Raw genomic sequence first — 6,000 nt, 5'->3', positions numbered from 1 at the left:
AGCACGAAACCGCCGTGAGAAGTGCGCTGGAAGCGGGAGAGTCTGTCCCGCCCGACGTCCTGAGAGATTACCCGGAACTCGCCAAGCCGCGCCCGGTCTCCGAAGCCGCCGGCCAGTTCGCACAGACTGAGGTGGACCGCCGCGCCGAAACTGCGGCCACCTTCGTTGACAGGGTAATCAATGGCAAGGGCAGTTGGTCCGACAAGCGCAAGCAACTCGGCCTTGAGAACTACGGGCGCTATGACATTCAGCGATTCCCGGATGTCCCTATCAGCAAGTATGAGCGGCAGAGCCTTCTCGACAGGATGATGGCCGAGACGAAGGAGGTCACCGGACTGACACCCACCGGCGAGCAGGCGAAATCCGCTCCGGTCAAGCCTACCATTCGCACCCTCTTCGGGGACGATGCGGGGTTCTTCAAGTTCCGCGATCGGCCGGGAATAGACGACGACCCGCAAATGAAGGTGATCTTCGATCGGCTGGAACGAGCGGAAAAGAATGCCCGCCACCTGACGCTTGACGCGCTTCCACGGCCCGGAGAAGAGGACGTGCCGGGCTCGCACATGCACACGGTCAGTTGGATCCGGTCGGCGGACCAGGCCTTGATGCGCCAGCCCGAGACGGCGCCGGTTGCCAGGGAGATCAAGTATGCCGCGCGCGACAAGAAGCGGGCCATGCAACACTATGACGACGTGGCGAACGCGATCATAAAAGGCAACGGCATCAAGAAAAACTCCCAGGAGGACCGGATGGTAAAGGACCTTCTGGACGAGTCCTATACCCACCTGACGCCCGACAAACTGCTTCGGAGCACAATCTACAGCGGCAACAAGCTGGCTGCCATCAAAGCGGCTGAGCGGCTGAGAAACGAGGTCTTCGAGCCGATCATCAACAAGATTCGCGGAGACGCCGAGCTTATCGAGATCATCGGCAAACGCGGTTATATTCACGGTTATTTCCCGCACTGGGAAGCGGACATGCGCGCAAAGTTTGGGCAGGGTGCGCCCGCGATGATGCGGAATCTCCTGCCGCAGCGGTTCATGTCCGCATTCCTGAAAGAGCGCGAAGCGGAGGACTGGACCGGGGACGTGAGCATCTTTGACGTGGTGCCAGCCTACATCAACAGCACCATGAAGACCATCCACGACATTCCGGCCTACAACCGGGCGCTTGAGCACATCAAGACGCTGCCGGACGGTTCCGCGAAGAAATTTGCTCAATGGTACGCGGATAACTACATCGGCCAACCGAAGAAAGAGGGCCTGCTCCACAATTTTGATGCCTACCAGAAGTTCAGTCGGTGGCTGGCGAACCGTTACTATGACAACCTGATCGGCCTGAACTATAAGACTTGGCTCATCAACCTCGGGCAGACGATGACAAACACATTCCCTGAGCTGGGCGCGAGGTACACGGCCAAGGGCATCGCAGCGCTGTTTACCAAGGAAGGGCGCGAGAAGTTCCACGATAGCGGGCTGCTGTTCGACTATCCAGGCATTGAGTCGGGCATTCTCAAGGAAGGCCTGAAGAGAAGAATCCTGCATGGTGGCATGGCGGCCGGCGAGTACGTCAACCGGGGCATCGCATACCTGGGCGGGCTCGAACAGGCGAAGGACATACACTTGGTCGGCCGCGCGGCTGAGATGCATGCGATGGACGTTGTAGACAAGACCCAGTTTGCTTACGGCAAGGAATCGAGTATCCGATACCTCGAAAACATTCCGCCCGACCTGCGCACGTTCCAGACCTTCCCGCTTAAGGAAGCTGAGTTCGTGGGGAATCTGGTGTCTGATGCTGTCCACGGCGGCCCGCGCGAGCGGGCAAAGTTGACACGTTTTCTCATGGTCAACGCCGTGCTTCCCGCCGCGCTATATGCGGCCGGCGTCCCGGTCGGCAGGATGTTCATCGAAATCTTCGATCTGATTCCAAAGCCGTTTCGCACGTTTCAGTTGCAAGTGAAGTTGATGGCCTGGCTGAGGGCCGTGGGCGTGGGCACCAAGGAAGCAGTCACAGGCGAGCACGTCAAGGGGGTTCCAAAGGTAGATCCGGCCGACATACCGATGGACATTCTCAAGGGCCTCTGGGACGCCTTCGGCCCGGCGGCCAACATTGCGAGACAGACGGCGCAGCAAACGGGATTGATCGAGCAGAAGAAAAAGGCGGCGATGTGAACGAACAGTTTTTACGATGAGGGCACTCGCATGACAGCTACACTCATACAGAAGCTTTGCGACCGCGCTTGGAACTGGCTTGGAAAGCATCAGTTTCATGACGAAGTGGATTTTGTGGAAAAGGTCATGTTTCGCGGTCGTGTGGGGATCGGCATCGCAAATCCACTCGCACTGTTGAGCATTCACGACGGCGAAGCGACCGACATAGCGGCTATTACGTTGTCAAATTTGAGCAGCGGAGAATATTCGTCCACGCACGGGGCGCTCATTGCGCTGAGTGTTCACAAGCTCTACATAGCGAACCGCGAGGCCGGGGAAATCTATTTTTGGACTTCTAACGCATGCCGAATGGCCATCCTGGCAGATGGTAAGGTGGGAATCGGCACAACGACGCCAACAAGCATTTTGCAGGTAGTCGGGATCCCTACTTACGCCAACAACGCAGCGGCAGTAGCGGCGGGTTTGACGGCGGGCGCGTTCTACAGAACGGGCGGGGATCCGGACGTCATCTGTGCCGTTCACTAGCCGAAGAGCACGCCAGGGGCGGCATCGACAAAAGAGCCGAAAACAGGCATACATCGGTACGGGGCTCCAGCGAGATCGTTGCGCCTGGGGCATCCTGGGCGGGGTTTTTCGAGGCGAAGATGCCAGAAACTTCAGTTAAAGCCAAGAACGAGGAAAGAACAAGCTGGCACCCGGAAGACTGTGAATCGTGCTCGCTGCTGTTCGGTAAGTCGTGGAAATCGGACTACAGCCTATCGGGCGACTTGGTCTGGATCTGCCCAAGCTGCGGCCATAGTAACTATCCACCGATAACCAGAAGGGCGAGATCATGAACGTCCTGGCGATTAACCTTGGCACACGAACCGGCTGGGCCTTGAGCGAGAACGGACGCACGGGAAACGGAAGATCCCATCTATGCACCCCTTTTGCGGATACGCGTCTTCCTTACGGCGGGATTCACCTTTGCGGCGTCAATGGTCATCGAATTAGCAGAGTCAAACCTTTGGATTCCCAACTCCAATACCGGCACTATCGCGGCAGGCAGAAGATTGATTCTTTTGGGAGAAGATTCCTCCGGTGCGCCCGGTACATTGCCTGCTCCAATGCCGAACTTGACGTAAATTCCCCAGAATCCTTCACGGATGTTCTGCTGTTTGACCAAAATTTCAGCCATCTCGGGCATCGTAAATGTGATCAATTTGCTTTCAGCCATGATGTATTTCCCTCACGCGGCCTCTTTGTCTACGAGAATCTTAGTTTTGGTTCCGCACGTCTGATTTTCGGTGATGCGCACAGAGGCAAATGCGAAATTTTCCGCCCAAAACAAGCCATCAGGCAGTTCTGTTCTAACGTAACAGCCGGCACCCGGGATCGCAATACCCGGGATCGCGACACCCTGGGTGAGTATCATGGGAGAAAACTGCAAAGAAGTGCTATTGCCAACCTGCCAGAAATTCGAGGGCTTACTGCAATTCTCCCAACAAAGGCGAAAAATCTCAGAATCAATAGGGCCGCGCAGATTTTCTTCATCCCCGTCATTGTAAGCCACTACAGACAGCTTCATTCTCATGGCACGCACGCACTTGACCATCAGACCAAGGCTCAGATTGCCTGGGTTATTCAGAATTTGGGATACACGCCCCTCGCTCACCTGAAGCGCATTCGCAAGACGCGCTTGCGACCAATTCAGTTCCTCCATTCTGGCTTCCAACTGGGCAACGAAGTCCGAAGCAACACGAAACCTATAATCCTCGGGAGTTCGTTCGGTCCAATGTTTTTCCGGCATTTTTACCCCTCAACGAGTATTGAAACATTGTGTCAGCATCTTTTTGACCGCTGGATGCTCACCAATCGCCTTAACGAATTTCAAATTCCACGCATCCGTTCTCCACTGATTTTTGAACGCGCAAAGGACGAGAAGACATACCTGGAATCGTCTATTAGCTGGGTCTGGGTGGCACAGGTACCCATAAAATCTGACCTCGTTCAGCTTGAAAACAAAGCAATTAACATACCGTCCTTCAAACTCGTTTTTATTCCAGCCATGAAAATACCGGTCACAGACCTTTCCGTTAAGCCAATAGTCAAATCGGGTCCGGAGAGTCCTTTCGTCTTTCTGCCGAAGCTTTATGAACTCAGTTCCGGCATTTATCCGATTGTCCTGCTGCATCCGTACAAAAGCGATGTGACGAAATTCGCTAGAAACTCCGTCGAGTTTCTTGATAACGCAACTCGGTTCATCGTCCATTTTAGTTTTCGGCGGCACATCGTCGATAGTTTAGTCAAAACTAAACTCAGTGTCAATGCTATGCGCTTGTCTCTACGGGGTTGGGCTGAAACGACAGATTGCGCACCTAAAACACAGTGACTCTATCACGAAGGGCCTAGAAATGAAAAACTTAGCGGAATACATAAATGAGGGAGGCTTCGGCAACCGCCTTGAACTCTCGTATGAAGTCCGTCACGTTTCTGGAGTCTTGGAGCGATGAATGGAGCCGTAAAAGCCGAGATCTCGTCTCAGAAAAGCGTGCAACGCTTCTAATGGGGGTTTTGGGCGCATGATCGGAGAAACAGTCAACTGCGAAAACTGCGGGACCGAGTTTGAAGCGAAGCGGCGCCGGCATCGCTTCTGCAAGCCAGCCTGCAGGTACGAATTCTGGACCCGGACTCACCCGCGCCTGGAGGTCGGCAAACTCTGCCGAATCGAGGTGGATGAGGAGGGGCGGCTGGTCATTGTGCAGGAGGCCGGGGCGAATGCTGGCCGAGAAACAACTTGACAATATTCGAACATGCGAATATGATAAATAACCATGAAAAGACTAACTGTGATTGTGGCAGACGAACTTCATCGCCGCTTGAAGATTCTTTGCTCTTCGGAAGGAACGGACATGAGCGAGGTTGTTCGAAAGCTGATCGAAGATCACATCGAAAAGTCAGAAAAGAAGTCGAAGAAGTAAACCCGCAGAGAGCGGGCCTGCCAGCTGGACAAACAGCCGACAAGCCCTAACCCTGCATTCCTAACGAGAGGAAAGCATGGCTAAGTCAAAAGTATCAAAATCCGCACCACCAACGCCACAAAAACCCGCAGCACCCGAAACCCCGGCAGAGAGCAAGGGGCGTCCTTACGTCTCGGCCTTTTTCCCGCCTGCCCGTAAGAAGATGCTGGATGAACTCTTGACCATCCTGACTGGACCGATGGGCAACAAACGTGTGTCGGAAGTCGAGCCGATCATCACGAAATTCATGGAAGCCTTCAACAGGCACATGGAGGAGGCAACGCGAATGTTCGATGTGGATGACGTTGGAATCTGCATCGGGGCCTGCAAAGACATCGAAAACGTTTCTCACAGTCTCGATAATCTAATCGACGTTCTCGATGAATTGCCAGAGGACAGCGCGGAGCGCGGGTTTGCCGACTTGATTCGGCCTAGCGCCGAATGGCTGCACAATGTCGTATTCAACGAGTTCCCGAATTTGAAATTGGTCCGTGACCTGCTGGTTGCCGATGGCTACGGCGACGACATTCGGGGTTAGGAAAGGCGGCGGCGCATGAAAACCAAACAGCCAACGCCGATCACCAGGGACAAGCCGGGGCCGACACTCGCAGTCACTCCGGAACAGTATCAATCCATCCGGGAAGTTTCCTATGCGCTGTGCGAGCTCGACGCAGCGTTAAACTGCGCCTCTTTTGAGGGGCCGACCGGCTCACTCGTCAAGATCATCTCGGACAAGCTTTTCGCTTCGCTCGGGGAAATCGAGGACGATGACGCCAACATGGAAGCCATCCGGGTTGCAAACGACAAGAAATAAACCAGTTACATTCCGG

At 54.7% G+C, this 6,000-nt stretch carries 8 protein-coding genes; 6 read left to right on the top strand and 2 right to left on the bottom strand.

Annotated elements, in window-relative coordinates:
• Both LAP85_20330 and LAP85_20325 read left to right on the top strand, forming a co-directional pair.
• Nucleotides 1-2,171: hypothetical protein (locus LAP85_20330; GenBank protein MBZ5498752.1), on the top strand; the 2,171-nt coding region annotated here is incomplete at its 5' end.
• 30 nt (nt 2,172-2,201) lie between these two features.
• Nucleotides 2,202-2,696 carry a hypothetical protein gene (locus LAP85_20325; protein ID MBZ5498751.1) on the top strand — a complete coding sequence of 165 codons (495 nt, stop codon included), beginning with the start codon at nt 2,202-2,204 and terminating at the stop codon, nt 2,694-2,696.
• A gap of 391 nt (nt 2,697-3,087) precedes the next feature.
• On the opposite strand, the gene LAP85_20320 is transcribed toward LAP85_20325, so the two are convergent.
• Nucleotides 3,088-3,387 (bottom strand): hypothetical protein, encoded by a 300-nt coding sequence (locus LAP85_20320; GenBank protein ID MBZ5498750.1) that lies wholly within the window; start codon nt 3,385-3,387, stop codon nt 3,088-3,090.
• A gap of 12 nt (nt 3,388-3,399) precedes the next feature.
• A complete protein-coding gene (locus LAP85_20315; protein ID MBZ5498749.1) occupies nt 3,400-3,960 on the bottom strand; it encodes a helix-turn-helix transcriptional regulator in 561 nt (186 codons plus the stop codon).
• Here LAP85_20315 and LAP85_20310 point away from each other — a divergent pair.
• From LAP85_20310 to LAP85_20295, 4 genes are all read left to right on the top strand, one after another.
• Nucleotides 3,946-4,542 (top strand): hypothetical protein, encoded by a 597-nt coding sequence (locus tag LAP85_20310; GenBank protein MBZ5498748.1) that lies wholly within the window; start codon nt 3,946-3,948, stop codon nt 4,540-4,542. The genes LAP85_20315 and LAP85_20310 overlap by 15 nt on opposite strands.
• Before the next feature lie 442 nt (nt 4,543-4,984).
• A complete protein-coding gene (locus LAP85_20305; protein ID MBZ5498747.1) occupies nt 4,985-5,131 on the top strand; it encodes a hypothetical protein in 147 nt (48 codons plus the stop codon).
• 76 nt (nt 5,132-5,207) lie between these two features.
• The gene (locus LAP85_20300) at nt 5,208-5,708 is read left to right on the top strand and encodes a hypothetical protein (protein MBZ5498746.1); all 501 of its coding nucleotides are present in this window, start codon (nt 5,208-5,210) and stop codon (nt 5,706-5,708) included.
• 15 nt (nt 5,709-5,723) lie between these two features.
• Nucleotides 5,724-5,984, top strand: coding sequence for a hypothetical protein (locus LAP85_20295; GenBank protein MBZ5498745.1), 261 nt, complete (start codon nt 5,724-5,726; stop codon nt 5,982-5,984).
• The last annotated feature ends 16 nt before the right edge of the window (nt 5,985-6,000 follow it).

The sequence above is a fragment of the Terriglobia bacterium genome (assembly GCA_020072565.1).
Taxonomy (GTDB): Bacteria; Acidobacteriota; UBA6911; order UBA6911; family UBA6911; genus JAFNAG01.
Note: the sequence above shows the minus strand (reverse complement) of the source record. Positions and strands in the feature narration are given on the sequence as shown.

Coding starts and splice junctions, on each gene's coding strand:
- LAP85_20325 (MBZ5498751.1), top strand. CDS start 2,202: ATGACAGCTACACTCATACAGAAGCTTTGCGACCGCGCTTGGAACTGG.
- LAP85_20320 (MBZ5498750.1), bottom strand. CDS start 3,387: ATGGCTGAAAGCAAATTGATCACATTTACGATGCCCGAGATGGCTGAA.
- LAP85_20310 (MBZ5498748.1), top strand. CDS start 3,946: ATGTTTTTCCGGCATTTTTACCCCTCAACGAGTATTGAAACATTGTGT.
- LAP85_20315 (MBZ5498749.1), bottom strand. CDS start 3,960: ATGCCGGAAAAACATTGGACCGAACGAACTCCCGAGGATTATAGGTTT.
- LAP85_20305 (MBZ5498747.1), top strand. CDS start 4,985: ATGAAAAGACTAACTGTGATTGTGGCAGACGAACTTCATCGCCGCTTG.
- LAP85_20300 (MBZ5498746.1), top strand. CDS start 5,208: ATGGCTAAGTCAAAAGTATCAAAATCCGCACCACCAACGCCACAAAAA.
- LAP85_20295 (MBZ5498745.1), top strand. CDS start 5,724: ATGAAAACCAAACAGCCAACGCCGATCACCAGGGACAAGCCGGGGCCG.